Raw genomic sequence first — 21,772 nt, 5'->3', positions numbered from 1 at the left:
CCGCATGTGGCGTAGCATAAACATCTCCTGTGGCACGCGCCCAGGTCCCTTGCTATTAGGATCTCGTCATGCTCCCTACCAATCTTGATTTTCTAGATGCCTCGGATCTGCCGCGTGGTTTGACCGAGCAGGCCTATGCCACTTGGCGTATGGCTCTACGCGAGCTTTATAGAAGCCAGAACGAGATCCAAATTGAGCACGGTTTTCAGTTCTGTCGCGGTTTTGTGCAAGCCCTGCAGGATATGCAAGCCGTCGAACCAGAAGTGTATCTGTTTCTAGAGGCTCAAGTACGCGGTCTCTGGATAGAGCGCATTTCTGCTTTTCAGGCAAAAGACTACTGATTCGCATCGGCATTCAGGCAGCGACGCCTCGGTCCTAGCCACTGACTAATGCTGGGTAAGCTTTGTATCGGCTACTGGGTCAATTCGGTATCAGCGTCAACACTCCGTACTTAGATAGTCTGCTTCTGGTTCTCACAGCCATCCTGTGAACTACGAGGTGTTAGGGCGCCTGGTCCATCAATGCAAGCAGTGCGTTCTGCTGCCGAAGGGACAATAGACGAACTGTACGAGTAGCTCACGCTCATGAGGCGACAGCTCGGCGTCATCCAGGTGCATCACCTCATCAGTCTGATATCCTTGCCGCGCCAAGCTGTGGTCAATGCGCATCACGATTTCCGAATTCATGCTTCTGCGATTTTCCTGTGCAATGCAGGAAATTCGGTCGCGCATGTTTGGGGGAAAACGAACGATGAATTTTTCGTTGGCACGGCTTGATACCACACCTATAGACCTAGCCACTGTTTCAACTTCCTACACAGAATTTTGCAACCAGCATACAAACCCAGGACGTGAAACGCTTCAGCAAGTGCCCAACAGAAGCACGAGTCACTCGTTTCCTGCGCGAGTAGATTTTGGATTGTCCGGGATCATTGATGGGCACACCGTGTAGAACGCAACTACATCATCGGCAGGCGACGAGATTCCGCCTGCGCTGGATCGAGCGGACGAGCAGTAAGGCTTCAGAGATTGGCATGACCCAGGCTGGCAGTTTCGCCGCAGGCATAAGCAGTATTGGGTCGCGCAATCGCGGCCATCGCTGACAACCTGAGATGATAGTGGTGACCTTCCGGGTTGAGCTGAACCGAGGGCACCCTGCCGACGCGCATGTCCACGTGCACGTATTTACACGCGATCAACACCTTTAGCTCATAGAGATCTTCCGCAGTCATTTCAGCCCACCGGTTGAGGCTGATCAGGTCTAGAACGCGCAGGTGTTTGGAATCGTAGGTGTTCACGAGCTTCACATAGAAAATCAAAGTAATGTCATTGTGCCTTTATCCGAATAAGAGTATCTGGTTATCAGACGTATCGCGTCAAATTATGGCGAACAAATTATTAGAGAACAGCCGAAACTGGCTTAATTACCGGTAAGCAGCGTCGTTCTGATCATTAGGGGGTGGATGTTCAGGTCATGGCAGGCCAGAGGTGATCGGCCGCTCTGGGCCTGACCTGAGGTCCTACTTTCCAAAAATGCATTTGGACGTCACTGGTCTGATTAACGTCGCCCTCCCCTCTTCAGCCGATGGCCTTGACCGACACCACCTCGACATAGCGATATTTCTTCCTGGCCACTTTGACCGCTTCCTGCTCGGCCAGCAGCCTGCTGATCGTGTCGGCCTCGTGCACATAGGTCTGCGTTACGCCTTCGAACTCATTGCCCACCTGCAGGGTCACCCGCATCCGCGGCGTGAAGGCCTTGCTCGGTTTCTTTTTCCGGGCCCTCACCGCCTGCGGCACGATCACCACGTCGGGGATGTGCGCCATCGGATCGTGGATCGTCACCTGCGGCGGAGGCGCCTGCGCGGCGCCGAACAACGCCTGGCGCATGTCTTCTTCAATCAATTCAACGGTCATGCGTGTCTCGGAGGATGTCAGTGATGTCATTAATACGTAGGTCAAGCGCCCTGCCGATACAGCCGGGTCAGCCGCCTTTGCACAGCCGTGTGAACGAGTTATTCACGCAAAGCCGAAGCGCCGCGGGTAGCCGCAGCTTCATGCTGATGATGAAAGAGGACGGTCTGCAAATTGGGCGGTTCAAGATACGCAAGTTGATGCGCGAGATGAACTTGATCAGCAAGCAACCAGGCTCCCATGCCTACAAAAAGGCTACTGTAGAGCGGCCTGATATCCCGAGCGTGCTGAATCGTGAGTTTGCCGTCGCGTCTCCTGATCAGGTCTGGTGCGGTCCAGGCGCTCCTCCTTCAAAAGCCGGCGAAAAGTTCTCCTACCCTCCAAATGATGTTTTACTGGGTGATTGAGCGCCATTCTGACGCTTGGCCTACCTATTCGGAGGGAGCGGCCATGCGCTTGTCCCGCTTCTTGATTGAAAACATCGAACCCATTGTTCAAGAGTGGCAAAATTTCGCCCGCTCCCTGCAGATCAAGGGCAAATCTCTTGATGCCGAGGCGCTGCGTGATCACGCCGCCCGAATGATTAGGACAATCGCGGCCGATCTCAACACCGAGCAATCTGCTCAACAGCAAATCGAAAAATCACAGGGGCACGGCCCTTCTGATACGGGCAGCGCCGCCAGGGAGCATGCCATCAGCCGCTTGATGACGGGTTTTTCGCTCAACCAGGTTGTAGCGGAATTCCGGGCGTTGCGTGCCAGCGTGATGCGCCACTGGATGAAACAGGTCAAGCTCGGCGAGCCGTTTGAAGCGCAGGACATGATCCGTTTCAATGAAGCCATTGATCAGGCACTAGTGGAGTCCGTTGCCAGCTATACCGAGGCGGTCGAAGCTTCGCGTGATATTTTCCTGGGAGTGCTGGGCCACGATTTGCGCTCACCCTTGAGTGCAATCATGTTGAGCGCTGAGGGACTGCTGCGCACCGCAAACTCAGGAGCCAAGGCCACTAAGGCTGCAGCACGGATCCTCACAAGTGTTGAGCGTGCGTCGATCATCGTTGGCGACCTGCTTGATTTCACCCGCGTGCAGCTCGGGCCAGGGATACCTGTCCAGCGAACATTGCTCAACGTTGCGCCCATATGCGAGCGGATCGTCGGTGAATGTCGAGCAAGCCATCCTGGTGCCAAACTGATATTGAAGTCTTCAGGGCAGACAAAGGGCTATTTTGATGGGGCTCGGCTCGAGCAGGTATTTTCCAATCTGATAGGCAATGCGCTGCAACATGGCAAGGAAGGAACACCGGTCACGGTGACTCTTGAAACTACAGGCAATGCCCTGGAATTTCGCGTTCATAACAATGGCACTGTCATTCCTCAGGAGCGGCTTGCTGCGTTGTTCAATCCCATAGGGCAATATTCTCTGCAAACCTCCCAGGATCGTAGCCCACAAGCAAGCATGGGGCTGGGCTTATACATCGCGGCCCAGATCGTGGCGGCGCATGACGGCGTTATTGAAGCTACCTCAGACGAGAAGCGGGGAACGGAATTTGTTGTGAAAATGCCACTCGCTGAATCGGCACCCCACGGAGTGACCATCTGAGGATTGCATAACTGCCTTGATTTTACAGGAAAAGCAGCAGATCCTGCCGCTGGGCTTGGGATCACAACCGCTTTCCAATGGTCGGGCTCCGATCACTGCAGGCTCTACTCGGCTGCGGACGAGCTGCAGCACCCTGCCCATGATTAACCTGACCCCAGCCTCTGCTTCCCCAGGGGCTTTTTTCTGCCCAGTCGTCTTCAGAGTCGATCCACTATCAGCTTTATCAGGACGGCGACCAGCTTACCCTTGTGTTAAGCGACAGCCACCTGGACATTCAGGCGGTTCGTCCTCAGCCTGCAGGATTATCAAGATCCAGGGCAGCTTTGGACCATCGTGCTGGATGTGATCAACGAGCTGGTGGCCGAGTTTTCCGCTCTACCCTGGATTGATATTTCGCTGCTCCCGTCAGCAAGATCTGATCGGCTCCCCTTAAAGAACCAGGTCGGACTCAGCTACGTTCAACCCCGGCGATACGTTTATCAGACTTCGAGGAGCTAGAGCTGATCAGGTGCCGTCCGGCGGATTCCGTCCAGAGCAACTTAAGATTTCTTTGGCGCCTCTCAGGGAAAACAGAACCTGGAATTCAACATGTTTGGCATTCACAATATTTTCGCCTGGAACGAGCGTTGGCGAGTGGTGGGTACAATTGTGCATTGTCGCCATTGCGGGGCCACCCAGGCTGAGGATGCTAGAAACCAGCAATTTGTGCATGCAGACAGATGCAGATGCCCGCAGTCCTCAGCGCCTTGGCACGACCTGGAAATCGCAGCCTACCAACTTAATCGCTATTGCCAATCTGGGGATTTAGGTGTTGTTGGGCCGAAGCGAAGCAGTGGGTATCAGTTGGATACCTGAGTCTGCACGTAAGAGTTGGTCAAGCGATCAATGCACTTATGACCAGTCCAGCGCCAACGTGGTGATATGCCGCACCCCCTCCTGCTGATCACCAGCTCACGCACCTTGCGGCGTATCTTCTCGTTCTGTGCGTGTGCCCGATCAAGCGCACGTGAAAAAATCGACGTGCAGGTGACGGGTGTTATGGTAAACCCCGATCACACCTGCTCCAGATTACTTGGATTTGCGCCATCAACCACCAGGTCGACTAAGCTGTCCTGGTTAGGATTTGGCTTCACGGTGAGCATGTCCGATCTCCAGTCGGCAAATTGCTCCTTAAGCGTACTGGGAATACGCCTTGCGTAGGTCAGCTAAGCATCCACTGAGGCGGCAGCAGTTGCTCGATCTCGCTGGCCCTCTGCGTCGGCAACCGCATCAGCACATCCTTGAGATACGCATACGGATCATGCCCGTTCATGCGCGCCGACTGGATCAGGGTCATGATCGCCGCAGCCCGTTTACCGCTGCGTAGCGATCCAGCGAAGAGCCAGTTCGACCTGCCGAGTGCCCACGGCCTGATCTGGTTCTCCACGGCATTGTTATCGATGGGCACAGCACCATCATCCAGGTAGCGGGTCAGCGCTACCCAGCGTTTCAAGCTGTAATCCAGTGCCTTGGCCGTGGCCGATCCCTCGGGTACAAGCGCGCGTTGAGCGATCATTCACTCATGCAACTTTTCCGCGATGGGCACCGCCATTTCCTGGCGTAATCGCCAGCGATCTTCATCGCTCATGTCCTTGGCCTGCCGTTCGACTTCGTACAAGCCGCCAATGGAGTGCAGCGCCTGTTCCGCCAGTTGGCTTTTGTTCGCCACATGCAGTTCGAAAAACTTGCGCCGAGCATGGGCCATGCAGCCGATTTCGATGATGCCCTGCTCGAAACTAGCTTTGTAGCCTGAGAAGTCATCGCACACCAGCTTGCCGTTCCAGGTGCCCAGGAAGTTGCGTGCATGTTCGCCAGCACGGCTGGGGCTGAAGTCGTAGACCACCGCTTTCAGTGCTGAGAACGTTGTGGTGCGGTAGGCCCAGACATACGCGCGGTGTGTTTTCTTTTCGCCCGGTGCCAACATCTGCACCGGTGTTTCATCGGCATGGACGACTCGCTGTGCCAACACGGCTTCGCGCAGTGCATCGACCAGCGGTTGCAGTTGTACGCCGGTTTGGCCGACCCACTGCGCCAGCGTCGAACGCGGAATCGCCAGGCCGGCACGGCCGAAGATCTTTTCCTGCCGGTACAGCGGAAGATGGTCGGCGAACTTGGCCACCATCACGTGGGCCAACAAGCCGGCAGTGGGGATGCCCTTGTCGATCACCTTTGCCGGTACCGGCGCTTGAGTCAGTGTTTCGCACTGACGGCAGGCCCATTTGCCACGTACATGTTGCTCAACAGTGAACACGCCCGGCGTGTAATCCAGCTTCTCACTGACGTCTTCGCCGATGCGCTGAAGTTGGCAGCCGCAGGAGCACTGAGTGCTCTCTGGCTCGTGATGAATCACGGTACGAGGAAACTGCGGTGGCAACGCTGCACGCTTGGGTTGTTGACGTGGCTCGTCCAGTGCCGGGGCGTGACGAAGTGCTTTCAACTCGGCATCAATGGCTTCGAGATCAGTGCTGAGCAAGTCATCCAGCAAACTGCCTTGCGCCGGGCTGATCTGCTCACTGCGCTTGGCAAACTTGTGGCGTTTAAGGATGGCGATCTCGTGAGAGAGATGCTCGATGACGGTCTTGTCGCGGCGGCTCTCTCGGCCCATGGTGTCGACCTTCGACAACAACTGCGCAGCGAGTGCGCGCAGTTGATCGGACGTCATTTGGTCGAGATTGGACGAGGAGGTCATGCCGTGGTTTTCCCAAAGCCGCCCACCCGACACAGCTAAAAGACCCGATTCAGAGCAACGTAATTACGCCGTTAGCACCGACCCGCTGCCAAGGCAGGCCCAGCAACAGCGCCTGAAGTTGCTCTGCGTCGATTTCAACTTCGTGGCCTCGATGCGTGGCGGGCCAATGAAACTTACCTTGGTTCAGGCGGCGCGCTGCCAGCCAGATACCCACGCCATCGTGCACCAGTACTTTCATCCGATTGGCGCGGCGATTGGCGAACAGATAAGCGCAGTGCGGCTTCGCCGCACCGAACACCGCGACCACGCGGGCCAGCGCTGTGTCTGTGCCGGCGCGCATGTCCATTGGCTCGGTGGCAAGCCAGATGGCGTCGATGCGGATCATCGCGAAAGGCTGCGGATGAAGCATGCGCAGCCATCCGGGTCGGAGACGGGCCATTTGACCGTGATGGTTTGAGCGCCCAGCGGCAATGCGATCACCACCGCCTCGTCAGCATGCCGCTTGGGCATGGTTTGCAGTGGTACGAATGCCGGAAGCGGCGCAACCGCCTTGTCGCGGTATATCGGCAGCCACTTGCGGATAACGTTGGCGGTGATGCCATGGCTGATGGCGAAACTGGAAACTGAGGCTCCGGGTTGCAGGCATTCCTGCACGACCTGGGCTTTGAAGGGCTTCGGGTAAGAGCTTCGTTGGCGCATGGGAATCTTGGCGATAAGGGTGATCGCGTCCGCTAAAAAATAGACGGACACCATCGTCCTTAATGCTGGAGTTCGGTAGGTGTGTTCACCGGGCGCTTACATTGCTGCAGCGGATGCTGATGCTTGGAAAATGATGGTCTCATCACGCCTGCGGAATGGGTATCTCATCCTCGCTGAGGCAATGCTCAATTTCGGTAATTTTTTTGAGGGCCGCGTCAGCTGAGGAATAAGCTCCAAATATCCGCCCTTGGTAAAATACAACCCACGCGAACTGAATGTCCGGCGCTGAAGGTTGCCCGCCGATCAAGGCTCTAAATCGCTCCGCCAGATCGTCGACGTGCATTTGCGCCATACCACGTAAAACCATGAGCATCTCCTTGTTTCTTTTAAAAGCCTATTTTCCAACGCCGTCAAATCCGGAGCACCAGAGGCCGGAAGCGCGAGGTCGAATTCGAAACCAAGCTGCACAACCTCCTGGCTGAATACAACGTAAGCGACTGGTGAACACGCCTTCTAGTTTGATGAGGGTATCGCGTGGCCTGACCGTCATCTCGCATTGGCCGACGCGAAATCCTTGATCACACTGAAAAAGGTTTCAAGGGAGCGGGAGATAAACTTGTCTCTGTGATAAACCGCGTGCAGCTGCCGTTTGTGCTCAGGAATCACGTGGTTCAACGAGATCAGGCTGCCCTCGGCGATGAGGTCTCCGACCACCCAATAGGAAAGGCAGCTGATTCCGATACCCGCCGCTACCATCCGCTTTATGGCTTCAGAACTGCCAATCTGCCGAGCATTGCTCAAAGAACCAAGATGCGGTAAAAGCCACTGCTGTACCTCTTCAGCCGTGCCCGATCCCTCTTCGCGCACGAGCCAGCATGCCTCACGTAGCTCACTTGCAGAAAGCTGCCCTTTATGTGCCAAAGGGTCATCTGCCGCTGCGACAATGATCAACTCGTCTTCACACCAAGGCTGCACGGCCAGAGTGGGCTGGTGGCTGGGCCCTTCGACCAGGCCAACGTCAATTGACAGTTGTGCCGCCTGCCGGGCGATCTCTGCACTGTTGCCCAGGATGACATCGATCTGTGTCCCGCCGGCACGTTCGGCCATGTGTTGCACCAGCAGCGGCATAATGTAGTTGCCAATCGTCGTGCTGCAACCTATTCGCAGCCGCGCGACCACGTCTGTCCGAAAACCACCCTCGATCTCCAGTGCAGCCTCCAGCAGGCGGATAGCCTTGGGCAATAGTGCCTGGCCGTTTTCGTTGAGCACCAGGCGTTTGCCGACGCGGTCGAAGAGTCGAATATCCAATGCGCCTTCGAGTTCCTGGAGTGCTGCGCTGGTGGCTGACTGCGAAAGAGCGAGGGTTGCGCTGGCTTGGGTGGTTGAACCCAGCTGGGCGATAGCGCGGAAGATGTGGAGTTGCCGAAGTGTGAGCTTCACTTTCTTACCTTGAAAATAGGTATGCCATATTCAAAATATCCGTTTTTCCAGATAGATGCATGCCGCTATTCTGAACCTGTTGCCGCATCGCAATCATTCGGAGGTTTTATGCGCGAGATCAGCCTTATCAAGGTCATGCAGGGCGGCCAGCCGCTCTCGGCGCTTTCCAATCCCAAGGAAGCGATTCGACAGTTCACGCCTAACTGGTTTGCCGCAACGATGGGCACCGGCATTCTGGCCTTGGCCCTGGGGCAGTTGCCGGGTCACAGTGTGCTGATTACAGGTATTGGGGAGGCCCTTTGGCTGTTCAATACCTTGCTGTTCACTGTCTTCACCTTGATGTACGCTGCCCGCTGGGTGTTCTTCTTCGATGAAGCTAAACAGATCTTTGGGCATTCCACGGTTTCGATGTTTTTTGGCACGATACCGATGGGCCTGGCAACGATTATCAACGGCCTGGTTCAGTACGGCCTGCCGAACTGGGGAGACGGTGCGATCCCCTTGGCCCATGCGCTCTGGTGGCTGGACGTCGCCATGGCACTGGCGTGTGGGGTGCTGATCCCGTTCATGATGTTTACCCGGCAGGAGCACAGCATCGATCAGATGACTGCTGTATGGCTGCTTCCTGTGGTAGCGGCGGAAGTGGCAGCGGCGAGCGGCGGTACCATCGCACCGCATCTGGCTGATACCAGTGCTCAGTTCACGATGCTGATCACCAGCTACGTCTTGTGGGCCTACTCGGTTCCGGTGGCCTTAAGCATTTTGGTTATCCTGGTACTTCGTCTGGCACTTCATAAGTTGCCCCATGAGAGCATGGCCGCGTCGTCTTGGTTGTCGCTGGGGCCGATTGGCACGGGCGCTCTGGGCATGTTGGTCATTGGCAGCGATGCACCAGCAATCTTCGCCGCCCACGCCATGCCAGGCATCGGCGTGGTGGCCGGGGGTATAGGGGTGGTATCGGGCGTCCTGTTCTGGGGGTTGGGCTTGTGGTGGATGCTGTTGGCGCTGTTGATCACCGCGCGTTATGCCAAGGGCGGCATACCCTTCAATCTTGGCTGGTGGGGCTTCACCTTCCCGCTGGGGGTATATGCGGTGACAACCCTGAAGCTCGGCGCGACGCTGAACTTGGCCTTTTTTGATGTGCTGGGCGTTATCCTAGTGATGATGTTGGCCATCATGTGGCTGGTGGTTGCGACCAAAACCGCCGCCGGTGCATACCGTGGCAACCTGTTCGTATCGCCCTGTATTGCATCGCTGAACGCCAAGCGCGCCAGTCGCTAACGATTAGGCATTGGCCACGCTCGCCGCTCGGGTGAGCGTGGTGACGATGTTTGTAGCGACATCAGGGTGCTGACATACCGAAAGCGGACTCGGGTGAGGCATCACGAGCAGGTTGAGTTCGGGGCCATGCTGCTTGATTTCTGGTGCCGCTCTCTGCGCCACGCTCCCGGCCAAGATCAAGACGCGCAGGCGTGGGAGCAGATCCATAACCTCTTTCAGCAGTGTGATGCCCTCTACGATCTTCGAGCGGGTGATCGCTTCGGCAGGGCTGTCGAGATCCGGCAGCCATGGATACAGATTCCACAAGATGGTTTGCTCACGCACGAGACAGCGCTTTAGGTTGCGCTGGGAAGGCCCTGTGTTGTCGCGGGAAACGAAGCGTGGCCACGAGCAATCCCTGGCCGGAGATTCCAGCAATATCAGAACAGGCGCATCGACCCCACCATCCAGCGGATCAAAGTACGGCAGTCGTCTAGCTCCCAGGCTCCGGGCGTCTACCCACTTGTTCAGAATACCAGCAGGCTGGGAGTACAGACGATGTCTGCGGGTATCTTGAATATTCATCTAGTCTCTAGGCGTCGAGGGGAAACCGTGCTCGCGTCAACGATTGCAAAGCACTATTTACGTGACAATCGCGCGAGTGATATGTTGCTTCCAAGGAGATGGCATTCCTCCTCACAACCGCCCCGTGCTGATGATGCCTACGTGAACCCTGGACAGGGTGCGTAGGTGTGCCCCCTGTCCGCGAATCTAGGACAGGAAATTGACTCAAAATTCCGTATTAACTCTCTATCGCAATCTGCGGTTATCAGCACCTCCTCGGCCCTACCAGCTTCGAGGAGATTTGCAGTCATGCTGAAATCACTCTTTGTCATCGCCATCGGCGCATCACTTGGCGCCTGGTTGCGCTGGCTCTTGGGTATGAAGCTCAACGCTCTGTTCCCGACTATTCCCCCAGGCACTGTAGTGGCGAACATGGTCGGGGGATACATCATTGGCCTAGCCATCGCGCTCTTGGCCGCATCTCCCTCCTTAAGTCCAGAATGGCGCTTGCTGATAATCACGGGCTTTTGTGGGGGACTTACCACCTTTTCCACCTTTTCAGCCGAAACAGTTGCCCTCATCCAAGAAGGAAGATTGCTGTGGGCGCTCGGCTCAATTTCATTGCACGTCGTAGGTTCGTTAGCGATGACTGCTGCCGGACTATTGTCCTACCAAATTATTGGTACTCGCTGAGGAGATCAAAATGAAAGGCTATATGGTCGTTTTCTTCACCCAACAAAACCGTCGTTACGACGAAACCTGGCTTGATGCTCCTCGGCTTTGCCATCGCCTATTGATGCACACGGTGACAGCTTTACTCCTAAATCAAGCGGCAATTCAGCAGTGTCTGGGAATAGTCCAAAGCGCCCAGCAGAGACTAGTGGAGCGCATTGCGGCCGGTCGCGGTTTTCATGAGGTCGATAGTCCTGCGCATACCTCAAATCTTCAGCGTCGCTTACAGGAGGGACATCTCCGCTGGAGTTCATCGTTTCGGTCCCGTCAGGCGGAAAGGCCTTGGCTAATGGATCGCTGCAAGCGTAGAGGAGATGTCGAGAACGACTAATACCCACTGAAAGCCTATGGCCTAAGGGGCTGCGCGCCCTTCAGCGTACTTGGTAGCCAACATCAGTAATGCCAAACCTGCCGGCAGTCTGTTTGGTCATTTTTTCGAATTTATCGCGTGTTGATTTCGGGATCCGTGCAACGCCTACGTCACAGGCCGCCCAGTGCCATGCTTCGGACTCGGTCAGGGGTTGATCGGTATGAATGGGAAACTGTTTGGGTTGGCCGTGCAAGTGATACGAAATAATGTACAGCTTTTTGCTCATGGTCGGGCTTCCTGATGTGTCCACTATCAAAGGTTGTACGAATTTATGTTCTTGTACAGTATCTGTATAGGCCTATCCCACCTGTACAGGTTCCCTACGCCGGATGTGCAATTACGCTCGGTTTTATCGGGTCTTTTCGCCTCGCGCCTGTGCTTGATCATCAGCGACAGCCTTTCAAAGGCCGTGTACCATGCCGACTAGGCGTGAAAATCATGGCTGTGAGTCAGTGCACCCCCTATCCGATAGCTTCCCCCCGATGTATCGTCTGAGGGCCACTCCACGAGCTTATCCATAGGAAACCCCCTTCAGGGCCGTGCTCGGCGCAGTGAACATTCATGAACCAGTTACTGGACGAAATCTCTGCACTCCGGGTCGAGAATGAGGCACTGCGCTCTGAATTGGCCGAAGCCAAGCGACTCTATGCGACTGAGTCTCAGGCCCGGCGTGACAATGAGCACATCCGAACTGCCCTAGCGGCGGGTGGAGTCATTGGCACCTGGAACTGGCACCCTACTCGAGACAGTTTTACCGTCGATCGAGGATTTACTCTCGCCTTCGGCATCGACGAGAGTTACATACACCGTGAGGTGCCGCTCGCTCAGGTGCTGGACAATGTGCACCCCGAGGACCGGCCGGGGTTGGATGCCGCCATCATTGAGGCTGTTGCCCGACGCGGTGGCTATGCCCACCAATATCGGGTCAAGCGCGCGGACGGAAACTATTATTGGCTGCAGGCTACAGGACGTGTGGAGTCTGATGAACACGGCGAGCCTGTCAGCTTTCCAGGGTTTGTGATTGATATCACCGAGCGACGGGCCTCCGAGGAGCGCCTTCGTATCAGCGAAGCGCTGACGCGGCAGAGCGTGGAACGGGTGCAGTTGGCACTCGCCGCAGGCGCTATCATAGGTACCTGGCATTGGGATCTGCCCACGGATTGTTTCACGGTCGACCAAGCATTTGCTACCGCGTTTGGGCTTGATCCGGCCCTTGGCCGCGAAGGTCTACCGCTTGCGCAAATCGTCGCGACCGTGCACCCCGACGACCAAGCGGGGTTGATTGAGGCGATCAATAAAACCATCGCTCAGGGGTGCATATATACCCATCAGTATCGGGTGCAGCGCACGGACGGAAAGTACTATTGGTTAGAGGCCAGCGGCCGCGTCGATTACGCACCAGACGGTACGCCCCTAAGCTTTCCAGGTGTTCTTATCGACATTGAAGGCCGCCGTGCTGTTGAAGCACAGCGCGATTATGCCCTGTTCGAGTTGCGTAGCCTGAATGAAACCCTGGAGCACCACATTGCCGAACGCTCTGCAGCGCTTTTACAAGCCGAGGAGCGACTGCGTCAATCCCAAAAGTTGGAGGCGATTGGTCAGCTTACAGGAGGCGTAGCGCATGATTTTAACAACCTATTGACCGTCATCAAATCCTCGTCGGATCTACTCAAAAGATCAGATCTTCCGGTTGAGCGACGCGTGCGGTATGTGAAAGCCATCTCAGATACTGTGGATCGCGCGTCCAAGGTGACCTCGCAGCTGCTGGCCTTTGCCCGGCGGCAGGCGCTTACCCCGGAAGTGTTTGCAGCTTGTGACAGCGTACGCTCTCTGGCTGGCATGTTAGACACGCTTGTAGGCTCTCAAGTAAAAGTAGCCATAGAGCTGCCTGAGCAAGCCCATTATATAAAAGCCGATTTGAACCAGTTCGATACGGCGCTTGTGAATATGGCCGTCAATGCGCGCGACGCCATGCAAAACCAAGGACGTCTTTCCGTCCGGGTTTATAAGGCTAAACAGGTGCCCGCCGTGCGTACTCATTCGGTCATTGAGGGGGATTACGTCGCCGTGGCGCTCACTGACACGGGCAGTGGTATCTCGTCTGAGCAGTTGGAACAGATTTTCGAACCGTTTTTCACTACCAAAGGGGTGGGGCAAGGCACCGGGCTGGGCTTGTCGCAAGTCTTTGGCTTTGCCAAACAATCGGGCGGTGACATTACCGTTACCAGTGAAGTGGGCAAAGGCAGTACGTTCACGCTTTACTTGCCCGAAGTGCCAAAGCCGGCCGAGAAACCCCATGAGGAGGAGCCGGAACCGTTGATCGATGGTCATGGCACGGGCGTGCTCGTGGTTGAGGATAATTTGGACGTGGGGACCTTTGCCGTCCAAACATTGACCGACTTGGGTTACTGCCCTGTTCTGGCCAATAATGCACAGGAAGCGCTAGCCGAATTGGCCTTGGACGCCAGTCGCTTCGATGTGGTGTTTTCCGACGTTGTCATGCCAGGTATGAACGGCATTGAGCTGGGCCATGAAATTCGCCGTCTTTACCACGATCTGCCCGTGTTGTTGGCCTCGGGTTACAGCCACGTGTTGGCGCAGAATGGGACCTATGGCTTCGAATTGCTGCACAAGCCTTATTCCATCGAGCAGCTCTCAAGATTGCTACGAAAAGTTGGCGTGTGGCAGCGCAGGCAGCGTATTTTGCACAATTGTACGGACCGGACACATGGTTGACGGGTGTGCGGGGACATGGTGGACACTTCCAGCGAGCCACTTCGCCGGAATCCCACCATGACCTGGAACACGAGAGATGCCATGAGTCTGAAAGAAGAGTTCATAGCCTTGGCGCGGCTACCCGGCAGTAATAAAAGAGAGCTGTGTCGACGATTCGGGATCAGTCCGCAGACGGCCTATAAATGGCTAGGGCGCTACGAAGCGCTAGGCCAGGCAGGGCTTGAGGAGAGGTCTCGCAAGCCTGCGACCAGCCCGAAGCTGACCGATACCCAACTGCAAGCTCAAGTGATTGCTCTGCGCAAAGCACATCCCGCCTGGGGTGGACGCACCATCAGCAATGTCCTGAACAAACAGATCGCCCCCAGCACTGTAACCAGCGTCCTGCATCGCCATGGACTGATCGAGCCTGCTGCGAAGGAACACGAAGCCAAACTGCGCTTCGAGCACGATGCGCCGAATGATCTTTGGCAGATGGACTTCAAAGGGCACTTTGCAACGCAACAAGGTCGTTGCCATCCACTGACCATGCTGGATGATCATTCTCGTTTCAACCTGGCCATTCAAGCTTGCGACAACGAGCGAGGACCCACCGTCAAAGAGAAGATGATCGAGGTGTTCGAACGTTATGGTCTGCCAGCTCGAATCAACGTCGATAACGGTGCGCCATGGGGCTCGCCGCGAAATCCCGGAGAGATAACAGAATTAAGTATCTGGTTGATTCAACTAGGAATTCGCATCAGCTTCAGTCGCCCTTATCATCCTCAAACCAACGGCAAGATCGAGCGATTTCACCGCTCGTTCAAGGCGGAAGTATTGGATGGGCACCTGTTCTCGACGTTTAAGGAAGCGCAATCGGCATTTGATCGCTGGCGCGATGTTTATAACCTTCAGCGGCCGCATCAGGCGCTGGAAAACAAAGTCCCCATGCAGCGGTATCGAACCAGCCCTTGGGCATATCCGAAGGTTTTAGCGGAATTCGAGTACGGGCAAGACGACGTCCTGGCGAAGGTTTATAGCAGCCGATTCCGATTCAGGAAGCGTTACTTCAGCATCGCCAAAGGGTTGCTGGGCAAGCATGTGGCCATACGCCCCAGCGTGAGGGGCGAGAGCATGTTTGACGTGTATTTCTGTCATCACCTGCTGCGGACAATCGATATCGACCAGCCCGACTACACTTGATAATGCGTCAACCATGTCTCCGCACAGGTGTCCACGATGTGTCCGGTCCGTACAGCCTTCGGTGAAGGCATGCGTTTTGGACCCTGTTTACGGGCTTGAGAGTCGAGGAGCAGAATGGCCATCTGCCCATTGAAGTCCTGCAGGTGAGAGAATGAGCATTCCCTACCTTCCCCTGGAGCGGTGGAAGTGTCTGTGGTCGGTTGAAAACGGCACCATTCGCTGCAGGTCCTGCGGAGCTACCCAGGAAGAGTGGCAGATGCGCCGGCCTTTCATGCACAACCTTCAGTGTCCCGCCTGGACACCAAAAAATCAGTATCCAAATCGCGAGCTGCGAAGGCTCTTAGAAAATGGCGCCAGGCTGGGCTGGCACAACGACTGATCGCGGTCACCTTTTTGCGCATTCCTATCCATATGCAGGTCGATGCGCTCTATAACATCCTGCCTATCGCGATTTGCAGTGTGTCTACATCGCTGAACAGGTGGGTATGATTCCACCATTTGGCGAAAGTGGTTAGCTCGGGAGATATCGCCTTTGGAACGCGATCTGTCGCAAGTCGAGCCCTCCCATCTTCATTGAGTCCAGGATGATGAACATGACCCCGATGACCAGCAACGCGCAGGAATCCATGTTGGCCATGATGGCTGACCGGTATGTCCTCTACCCTCAGCGCGTGCGCTATTTCTTCTACGTGTGCAAAGATCGACTGGATGGCCGCTCCCGTGTGGCCCTGGTCAAACGGCTGGATCATCTGCTAGAAGTGGCACTGTCGCAGAACCAGGCGTGGCACAGCCATTTTTCCGCGTTGCTCCTCAAGGCGGTGGAGCTTGGAGCACTGCACAGTACGGACCATGATTTTCTGCTTGGCCAGCTGGAGCGTTGTGTGGCCGATCGTGGTGAGAAGCCCCGCGAGCCCAAGGGGCGGCGCATCGGCGCAGGCCTGTCTAGGCACTAACGCATTCCCCACCCGCATGCTTTTGCACTCCAGGTTTCGAACTTGCGTATTCCAGCAGAATTCTTGGCGTGGTTTATTGCAAATTCCGCGGACCCTCAGATAAATATTTACGCGAATCCGCTTGATTTCGTCGACCCTTTCGCAGCATTTTTACATGACAGCCCATTGAAGGATGTCTATTATGCTGACCGATAACTTGCTCGCTGAACTGTTGAAACTGCATGAAGCGAATCAGACACTCGAACGATCGTTCGTTGAAACCAATGCTGATGGCTTGAAGCGATTGTTTGATCAAGGTTTGAGCTGTTACTCGATCACTTTAATGACAGCTGGTAACATTCGTTTCAGGCAAGTCTATGAAGGTGTGCTAACGCCGAAAGGCTTGCAGCTCGCGCGTCAAGCATAAGTCAAGAAAAGCTAACCATAATGGCAGCACCGAACTAATCAGGCGATATGTTCGTTTTGGATGCCAATGCTACCCCAACCCCAGGAGAAGCTAATGGGACAAGCGAAGCAACGAGGAAACCGTGCTGAGCGTATGGCTCAGACCCTCAACCAAAAACGTGAGGCAGCTGAAGCGCTTGGCCTTGAACGCCGGGACTTGAACGAGCTCCGCGAGGAGCTAGGCCTACCACAGGATGCTCAATTCCATGGCTACATTATCCATATCGTCGAGAGCGATGAGTTTTTGGCAGAGTTCAAGAGTACAGCCTTCGCGACATCCAGGTCCTGGACCAAAAATCCAGGTCTAGCTCGTCTGTTCGAGCATTTCATTGATGCTTACGAACTGGCTCGCGTCGATAGCGAAATTGTTGTGGGGCTTTTCGAGACCCAATCCCAATTCATCGTCGCTGAAGTCTTGTGACCGGAGGGGCCTTATGCAGACGTCGCTTGCAGTGTTCGCGATTGTCGATTGGGTATCAGTTGCAGCGGCAGTATGGCTGGGCTATCGGTGTTCTCGCCTGCCTCTAGCCCAAGCCAAGCAAATTAGCGTATTCATCGCACAGGCCGGTGCACTGGTATTCCTGGTGCTGATTCCTGCTCTTTATGCCGCCTGGACAGTCATCGGTGGCTACCCTGTAGGCGCCTGCCCAAATTGCTCGCCGTTAACCGTTTTTTCTATCTGGACCACGATCATCTTTACCGTGGCTTTGGTTATGGCGCCGATCTTGTTGGTCGTTTATTTCCTCAGTTTGAGGAAAGCGTAGTCCTTTCCTTTGAATCGTCTTGTCGACCCTACGAAAGACGTCCGAAATCCTTAAAATAATTTTATTTCCGCATCACATCTGTTGCATCTGCATCAGATCTGATGCATAATAGCTTCGTCGAAACGCTCTAAGGGAAACCAATGAAATGTAGCGAGTTTCGACGTTGGTTGAGGGCCCAAGGCGTAACATTCAGGAACGCCAAAGGCAGCCATTTCAAGGTTTCATTGAATGGAAGATCCTCAATTTTCGCTGACCACGGGGGCAAGGAAATAGCCGAAGGAACGCGGAAACAAATATTGAAAGACCTGGGCCTCAAGGATTGAGGCTCTACTAACCTTCGCTCAAGTGAGGACCCATGTACGACTACCCGATCCAGGTACACGATGACTCTGACGGCCTCTGGCTGACCTGCCCTGATACACCACGTACCTATGGAGCAGGCGAGAACATGGCAGAAGCGATGGTTTCATTGCGGGACGGGCTGGAGAGCGTGTTTTCGTTGTACGTAGACGAGAACCAACCTATTCCTGCGGCGAGCCGCCCAGCTCCAGGTCAACCGTTCATACGGCTGCCCGTCGAAGTATCAATGAAGGTTGCGGTTTGGAACGCTTTCTTGGCGTCCGGCCTTAGTAAAGCCGAGCTTGCACGCCGACTGGGCGTGGCTCGACCGCAGGTAGATCGTCTTTTCGACTTTTTGCACCACTCGAAAATGGATGCACTAGAAAGCGCTCTCCACAATTTAGGGTTCAGTGTGGAGGTATCAATTCGGGCGGCTTGACCTAAAGGTCTACGGCGCAAAGCTGAGGCAATTAGGCTGTACCACCATCCAGCCGAGTCGCGCTTATAATACGCTTTCTATTATCTGAGGTGTCTTATGTCCCGTCTTGCTGAATTCCGCCACCTGGAACAAGAACTGGCTCGCCAAATGGCAGAGCTGGAGAACATGAAGAACGATGAAGGCCTCAAGCGCGAGGTCGAGTTCGAAACCAAACTGCGCGACTTGCTGGCTGAATACAATTTCAGCCTCAAAAACATCATTGCGGCGCTTGACCCTCAGTCCTTGAACCGAGGTGCACTGCAGCCGCAGCCCAAAGGTACGCGCCGGCCTCGCCAGGTGAAGGTCTACAAGAACCCGCATAGCGGTGAAACTGTAGAGACCAAGGGTGGCAATCACACTGTCCTGAAACAGTGGAAAGCTGAACACGGCCATGACGAAGTAGAGTCCTGGTTGCAGTGATCGATTTTTCCAGCCGCTTGGGCACAAAAAAGCCCCGGTAAACCGGGGCTTTACATCCGAAACCGTGACGCTTCGGAGGGCGACCAGGTGAAGCCGTGAGCAAGCTGTCACGAGCTGCTACACGAGATGACCGTCGCGCCACAGCGAAATCTACCGGGTCCAACCCCTTCTATCAACCATCGCGTCTAGAGGGCGTCGTGAGGCAGGCGTTTCGGGATTGGCTTACACCGACACTTGATGTGAAGGCGGCGTGATGCCAATCAAGGAAGGTTCCAGTCCAGCTTTTCGCAACTCAAGCTCAGCGAGACGAGCATGATAGTGCTGTCCATCAGGGGTAACCTCGATCATGGGGATCTGCCCCGTCCGCTTGGTCACAACGACGTACTTGCACGCGATCAATACGCGTAGCTCTTGAATATCTCCCTCATCGATGTCGACCCATCGCTGGGCCTTGATCAGGCTCATCACGCGCAAATGTCTAGCGTCATAGGTGTTCATTAGGATAGGTTCGCCGGTCGAGTGATGGCATTATGCCCTTGCTGGGGGGATATGCCTTGCCCTAAACGACGGATTGCAGCCCCATTTATCGTCTCAACGGTTCACAAATCGTTTCGTGAATTGTTAATGCCAGCGCAGAATTGACCCAGTTTTCGAAATTTTTCTGACCCAGGCTTCCATCCAGCGCGCCATTATCAATGCTGGATATTTACCGATTAATGCTGGGTCAGCTTGGCACCGGCCACTGGGTCATTTCGGTATCAGCGCAAACACACATGCAGCAGGCTCAAACCCCCGACTGATTCGGGTTCGGCAAAACGGTGGTTTTTTCAAACCGGCACGTAACCAGGGCGCGGAGGCTCCCCAGGATGCCGGGTTGTATCACTCGCCCTATGCGCTGATGCCGCATCTGTCCCTTTCGGAAACAGCAAGTTATCCTCCCCCGCTCATCGGACCGATCGCTAGAATTTCATCTTCACATGTCTGTTAAGTTACATGCACCCAAACGCTCAGACATCCTCAAGCACGTCTGACCATCGCGACAGGAATTACCTCATGAGCACAATCATTCTTGTCGAGGATGAGCAGGACATAATGACCATCATGGTCGAAGTCCTGGAGATGGACGGCCACAAGGTCAAGGCATTCTGTGAGGCGGACTCTGCCTGGAATCATATTCAGCATAATGGTTTTGACGCGGATCTGCTGATTACCGATTTGAGGATGCCTGGCAGTATCGACGGGCTTCAGCTGGTCCACAGGCTGCACGATCTGCTACCTCAGATCCCTGTGGTTGTCGCCTCGGGCTTTCATGCTGCTGCCGAAAGGTTGGATGACCATCACGTGCATTGGTTGAACAAACCGTTCAGCTTGGATCAACTGCAAGCGATCTGCCAAAAGCTGACCTCACATTGATCAGCTGGATTGACCCAGAGACTCGGCAATCTCCCCCTGATACCGCGGCAGGTAAATACAGACCGTCGTACCTTCACCCACGCTCGACCAGATGCGAACCTGACCGCCTGATTGCTTGGCAAAGCCATAGACCATGGAAAGACCAAGTCCCGTGCCCTGACCAATCGGCTTGGTCGTAAAGAATGGCTCAAATACGTGAGCGAGGGTTTCAGGTGTCATGCCCGCGCCGGTGTCCTTCACACAAATGCACAGATACTCGCCTTCGACGAGGTCTTCACTCAGCGCCGCATGTTCATCTATCTGCTTGTTGGCTGTGTGGAGCGTGATACGACCGCCATCCGGCATGGCATCCCGGGCATTGATACAGAGATTTAACAGTGCATTTTCAAGCTGGCTGGCATCGACATAAGCCTGCCATAGGTCCGAATCGCCATGAGCATCGATCCGGATACCAGGCCCTATCGTACGCCGAGCGAAATCGACCATGTCATACATCAATGTATTGACGTCGGTGGGCAGCGGCTCCAGGGTTTGACGACGCGAAAACGCAAGCAGCCGTTGCGTTAGCGCCGCTGCGCGCCGGGTGCAGCCCTGTGCTATAGCCACGTACTTGTCGATCTCCAGCACTCGGCCCTGGCCTACGCGCACTTTGAGCAAATCCAGAGAGCCTGAAATGCCTGTGAGCAAGTTATTGAAGTCGTGAGCCAGCCCCCCGGTTAACTGACCCACTGCTTCCATTTTTTGTGACTGGCGCAGCCTCTCCTCCGACTCCATAAGCAGGTTCGTACGACTCGTCACCTGCTGCTCGAGTGTTTCATTGAGCAGCCGCAACTGCGCTTCAGTTTCACGCAGTGTGGCACAGGTACGTTCAAGTTCCTGCTCGCGTGCGCGCAATGCTTCTTCAGCACTTGTACGATCGAGCAGGTCAGCTGCCTGTCGCGCCAGGATATCCAGCAGCCTCAGGTCCCGCTCGGAAGGATGATGCGCATCGCGCCAGTGAGTCGAGAGCATCCCTAACAACAGGCCAGAGCGTGAGCGCAGTGGTGTGGTCTGCGCCGATCGTATACCTGTGCTGCGAAAAGCCAACAGGTCTTCGGTCCCGGCGATCTCTGCCCATTCCTCGAAATCGGGAATGATGGCCCGCTTGCCCGACTTGAGCGCCTTAGTACAACTGCTATGGGCCGTTGGGCTGACCCACTGCCAGAAGTCGATTGCCTCCGGGGACAATCCATGCGAGCACAGAAGCTGAAGCTTGCCGCCGTGTCCTGATGGGTGTCCTTCAGGGCAGAGCAGTTGCATTGTACCGAACTGGGCACCGGTGATGGACACTGCCGCGTCTACGATCTTGCCGTAGAGGGCCTCTCGGTGTTGTTCGCCGATCAACTCAACGCTGATCGCGTGGAGCAAGGTGATATCGGATGATGTATCCGGCGTGGTGACCGAACAGGCGAAGACCGACTCCAGCTGGGCGGGAGCAGATTGAGCTGGCATGACGACCTCTGCTGGAGCTGGGGTAGGGGCCAAGTCTAGCATTTGCTGCACATTCGGCGCTAGCAACCGCCTTTTTCCTGCTCGATCCTGAGGAGCGAAAAGCCTTCCGCTCTTATGGGTTTGGGCCGGTTCGGTTTCGATAATAACTTCCTCAGTGAGGTTCATCTGGGCCACCCCGGTACGGTCCGGCAAGGCCACGGCCTGCATGGCGGGCATTCGGGTGGTTCGGGAGACTGCGCAGCAGAGCCGT

Annotated in this window: 25 protein-coding genes, 2 pseudogenes and 1 riboswitch; of the genes and pseudogenes, 15 read left to right on the top strand and 12 right to left on the bottom strand. The window is 55.4% G+C overall.

Annotated elements, in window-relative coordinates; translation table 11 throughout:
* Positions 1-68: 68 nt before the first annotated feature.
* A complete protein-coding gene (locus SFA35_RS25925; protein ID WP_320579463.1) occupies positions 69-341 on the top strand; it encodes a hypothetical protein in 273 nt (90 codons plus the stop codon).
* 177 nt (positions 342-518) lie between these two features.
* Here SFA35_RS25925 and SFA35_RS25920 read toward each other — a convergent pair whose 3' ends face one another.
* The 3 genes from SFA35_RS25920 to SFA35_RS25910 all read right to left on the bottom strand — a co-directional run bounded on the left by SFA35_RS25920 (position 519) and on the right by SFA35_RS25910 (position 1,916).
* Positions 519-731 carry an Arc family DNA-binding protein gene (locus SFA35_RS25920; protein ID WP_320579631.1) on the bottom strand — a complete coding sequence of 71 codons (213 nt, stop codon included), beginning with the start codon at positions 729-731 and terminating at the stop codon, positions 519-521.
* Between the two features lie 290 nt (positions 732-1,021).
* Positions 1,022-1,297, bottom strand: coding sequence for a hypothetical protein (locus tag SFA35_RS25915; RefSeq protein ID WP_320579457.1), 276 nt, complete (start codon positions 1,295-1,297; stop codon positions 1,022-1,024).
* Positions 1,298-1,577: 280 nt separating this feature from the next.
* On the bottom strand, positions 1,578-1,916 hold the full coding sequence (locus SFA35_RS25910) for a hypothetical protein (RefSeq protein WP_320579456.1): 339 nt from the start codon (positions 1,914-1,916) through the stop codon (positions 1,578-1,580).
* Positions 1,917-1,999: 83 nt separating this feature from the next.
* Between SFA35_RS25910 and SFA35_RS25905 the strand changes: the two are divergent.
* A pseudogene (locus SFA35_RS25905) lies at positions 2,000-2,248 on the top strand (IS3 family transposase); the annotation flags it as partial.
* A gap of 115 nt (positions 2,249-2,363) precedes the next feature.
* Positions 2,364-3,512, top strand: a complete 1,149-nt coding sequence (locus tag SFA35_RS25900; protein WP_320579454.1) for a sensor histidine kinase — start codon at positions 2,364-2,366, stop codon at positions 3,510-3,512.
* A 1,201-nt stretch (positions 3,513-4,713) separates the two neighbouring features.
* On the opposite strand, the pseudogene tnpC reads toward SFA35_RS25900, so the two are convergent.
* The 5 genes and pseudogenes from tnpC to SFA35_RS25875 all read right to left on the bottom strand — a co-directional run bounded on the left by tnpC (position 4,714) and on the right by SFA35_RS25875 (position 8,379).
* A pseudogene (gene tnpC / locus SFA35_RS25895) lies at positions 4,714-6,240 on the bottom strand (IS66 family transposase).
* A gap of 49 nt (positions 6,241-6,289) precedes the next feature.
* On the bottom strand, positions 6,290-6,649 hold the full coding sequence (gene tnpB / locus SFA35_RS25890) for an IS66 family insertion sequence element accessory protein TnpB (protein WP_320579453.1): 360 nt from the start codon (positions 6,647-6,649) through the stop codon (positions 6,290-6,292).
* Positions 6,622-6,990 carry an IS66-like element accessory protein TnpA gene (gene tnpA / locus SFA35_RS25885; protein WP_320579451.1) on the bottom strand — a complete coding sequence of 123 codons (369 nt, stop codon included), beginning with the start codon at positions 6,988-6,990 and terminating at the stop codon, positions 6,622-6,624. Before tnpA ends, tnpB begins: the two co-directional genes overlap by 28 nt.
* A 91-nt stretch (positions 6,991-7,081) precedes the next feature.
* Positions 7,082-7,306: a hypothetical protein gene (locus tag SFA35_RS25880; protein WP_320579450.1), complete on the bottom strand. Its 225-nt coding sequence runs from the start codon at positions 7,304-7,306 to the stop codon at positions 7,082-7,084.
* 179 nt (positions 7,307-7,485) lie between these two features.
* The gene (locus SFA35_RS25875; protein ID WP_320579448.1) at positions 7,486-8,379 is read right to left on the bottom strand and encodes a LysR family transcriptional regulator; all 894 of its coding nucleotides are present in this window, start codon (positions 8,377-8,379) and stop codon (positions 7,486-7,488) included.
* A gap of 135 nt (positions 8,380-8,514) precedes the next feature.
* Here SFA35_RS25875 and SFA35_RS25870 point away from each other — a divergent pair, with 135 nt between their 5' ends.
* A complete protein-coding gene (locus SFA35_RS25870; protein WP_414058575.1) occupies positions 8,515-9,660 on the top strand; it encodes a TDT family transporter in 1,146 nt (381 codons plus the stop codon).
* 3 nt (positions 9,661-9,663) lie between these two features.
* Here the strand turns inward: SFA35_RS25870 and SFA35_RS25865 are convergent, their stop codons facing one another.
* A complete protein-coding gene (locus SFA35_RS25865; RefSeq protein ID WP_320579444.1) occupies positions 9,664-10,224 on the bottom strand; it encodes a uracil-DNA glycosylase in 561 nt (186 codons plus the stop codon).
* Positions 10,225-10,309: 85 nt separating this feature from the next.
* Positions 10,310-10,371, top strand: a riboswitch (Fluoride riboswitch).
* A gap of 141 nt (positions 10,372-10,512) precedes the next feature.
* On the opposite strand from SFA35_RS25865, the gene crcB reads away from it, so the two are divergent.
* Entirely contained in the window at positions 10,513-10,896 is a 384-nt protein-coding gene (gene crcB / locus SFA35_RS25860) for a fluoride efflux transporter CrcB (RefSeq protein ID WP_320579442.1), read from the top strand.
* A 410-nt stretch (positions 10,897-11,306) separates the two neighbouring features.
* On the opposite strand, the gene SFA35_RS25855 is transcribed toward crcB, so the two are convergent.
* Entirely contained in the window at positions 11,307-11,531 is a 225-nt protein-coding gene (locus SFA35_RS25855) for a DUF6555 family protein (RefSeq protein WP_320579440.1), read from the bottom strand.
* 335 nt (positions 11,532-11,866) lie between these two features.
* On the opposite strand from SFA35_RS25855, the gene SFA35_RS25850 reads away from it, so the two are divergent.
* From SFA35_RS25850 to SFA35_RS25810, 9 genes are all read left to right on the top strand, one after another.
* The gene (locus SFA35_RS25850; protein WP_320579439.1) at positions 11,867-14,041 is read left to right on the top strand and encodes a PAS domain-containing protein; all 2,175 of its coding nucleotides are present in this window, start codon (positions 11,867-11,869) and stop codon (positions 14,039-14,041) included.
* Positions 14,042-14,098: 57 nt separating this feature from the next.
* Positions 14,099-15,220, top strand: coding sequence for an IS481 family transposase (locus SFA35_RS25845; protein ID WP_320579437.1), 1,122 nt, complete (start codon positions 14,099-14,101; stop codon positions 15,218-15,220).
* A gap of 593 nt (positions 15,221-15,813) precedes the next feature.
* A complete protein-coding gene (locus SFA35_RS25840) occupies positions 15,814-16,173 on the top strand; it encodes a hypothetical protein (RefSeq protein WP_320579435.1) in 360 nt (119 codons plus the stop codon).
* Positions 16,174-16,354: 181 nt separating this feature from the next.
* The gene (locus SFA35_RS25835; RefSeq protein WP_320579433.1) at positions 16,355-16,579 is read left to right on the top strand and encodes a hypothetical protein; all 225 of its coding nucleotides are present in this window, start codon (positions 16,355-16,357) and stop codon (positions 16,577-16,579) included.
* Between the two features lie 93 nt (positions 16,580-16,672).
* The gene (locus tag SFA35_RS25830) at positions 16,673-17,038 is read left to right on the top strand and encodes a hypothetical protein (RefSeq protein ID WP_320579431.1); all 366 of its coding nucleotides are present in this window, start codon (positions 16,673-16,675) and stop codon (positions 17,036-17,038) included.
* Between the two features lie 13 nt (positions 17,039-17,051).
* Positions 17,052-17,381, top strand: a complete 330-nt coding sequence (locus SFA35_RS25825; protein ID WP_320579429.1) for a hypothetical protein — start codon at positions 17,052-17,054, stop codon at positions 17,379-17,381.
* A gap of 140 nt (positions 17,382-17,521) precedes the next feature.
* Positions 17,522-17,704 (top strand): type II toxin-antitoxin system HicA family toxin, encoded by a 183-nt coding sequence (locus SFA35_RS25820; RefSeq protein ID WP_320579427.1) that lies wholly within the window; start codon positions 17,522-17,524, stop codon positions 17,702-17,704.
* Positions 17,705-17,736: 32 nt separating this feature from the next.
* Positions 17,737-18,159, top strand: coding sequence for a type II toxin-antitoxin system HicB family antitoxin (locus tag SFA35_RS25815; protein ID WP_320579426.1), 423 nt, complete (start codon positions 17,737-17,739; stop codon positions 18,157-18,159).
* 96 nt (positions 18,160-18,255) lie between these two features.
* On the top strand, positions 18,256-18,618 hold the full coding sequence (locus SFA35_RS25810) for a histone-like nucleoid-structuring protein, MvaT/MvaU family (protein WP_320579424.1): 363 nt from the start codon (positions 18,256-18,258) through the stop codon (positions 18,616-18,618).
* A 222-nt stretch (positions 18,619-18,840) separates the two neighbouring features.
* Here SFA35_RS25810 and SFA35_RS25805 read toward each other — a convergent pair whose 3' ends face one another.
* Positions 18,841-19,116, bottom strand: coding sequence for a hypothetical protein (locus SFA35_RS25805; protein ID WP_320579422.1), 276 nt, complete (start codon positions 19,114-19,116; stop codon positions 18,841-18,843).
* Between the two features lie 555 nt (positions 19,117-19,671).
* On the opposite strand from SFA35_RS25805, the gene SFA35_RS25800 reads away from it, so the two are divergent.
* Positions 19,672-20,031, top strand: a complete 360-nt coding sequence (locus tag SFA35_RS25800) for a response regulator (RefSeq protein WP_320579420.1) — start codon at positions 19,672-19,674, stop codon at positions 20,029-20,031.
* On the opposite strand, the gene SFA35_RS25795 is transcribed toward SFA35_RS25800, so the two are convergent.
* Positions 20,032-21,687: an ATP-binding protein gene (locus SFA35_RS25795; RefSeq protein WP_320579418.1), complete on the bottom strand. Its 1,656-nt coding sequence runs from the start codon at positions 21,685-21,687 to the stop codon at positions 20,032-20,034. It abuts the gene before it with no gap.
* Positions 21,688-21,772: the final 85 nt, after the last annotated feature.

It is taken from the genome of Pseudomonas sp. HR96 (genome assembly GCF_034059295.1).
In the GTDB taxonomy this organism is placed as follows: Bacteria; Pseudomonadota; Gammaproteobacteria; order Pseudomonadales; family Pseudomonadaceae; genus Aquipseudomonas.
This window is presented reverse-complemented; position numbering and strand designations above follow the sequence as displayed.